Source organism: Vibrio sp. T20, from assembly GCF_007858795.1.
In the GTDB taxonomy this organism is placed as follows: domain Bacteria; phylum Pseudomonadota; class Gammaproteobacteria; order Enterobacterales; family Vibrionaceae; genus Vibrio; species Vibrio satsumensis.
In genome coordinates this window covers 1-228 of sequence record NZ_VFEB01000048.1, presented here as the reverse complement: position 1 = coordinate 228, position 228 = coordinate 1, and the positions used below count along the sequence as shown (strand labels likewise).

Below are 228 nucleotides of genomic sequence, written 5' to 3'. Positions count from 1 at the left end.
CTTAAACAATGCATCCGGACGCGGGATGGAGCAGTTTGGTAGCTCGTCGGGCTCATAACCCGAAGGTCGTCGGTTCAAATCCGGCTCCCGCAACCACATTACAGTTAGGCGCTATCTGTTGCCCAAGGCAGTAAGAGCAGCGATTAACTAATGCGATACTAGCTCAGTTGGTAGAGCGCAACCTTGCCAAGGTTGAGGTCATCGGTTCGAACCCGATGTATCGCTCCA

General features: G+C 53.1%; 2 tRNA genes. Both read left to right on the top strand.

The annotated features are described in order from the left end of the window. Positions 1-19: 19 nt before the first annotated feature. Positions 20-96 (top strand) — tRNA-Met (locus tag FTW16_RS03015). A 56-nt stretch (positions 97-152) separates the two neighbouring features. Further along, positions 153-228, top strand: a tRNA-Gly gene (locus tag FTW16_RS03010).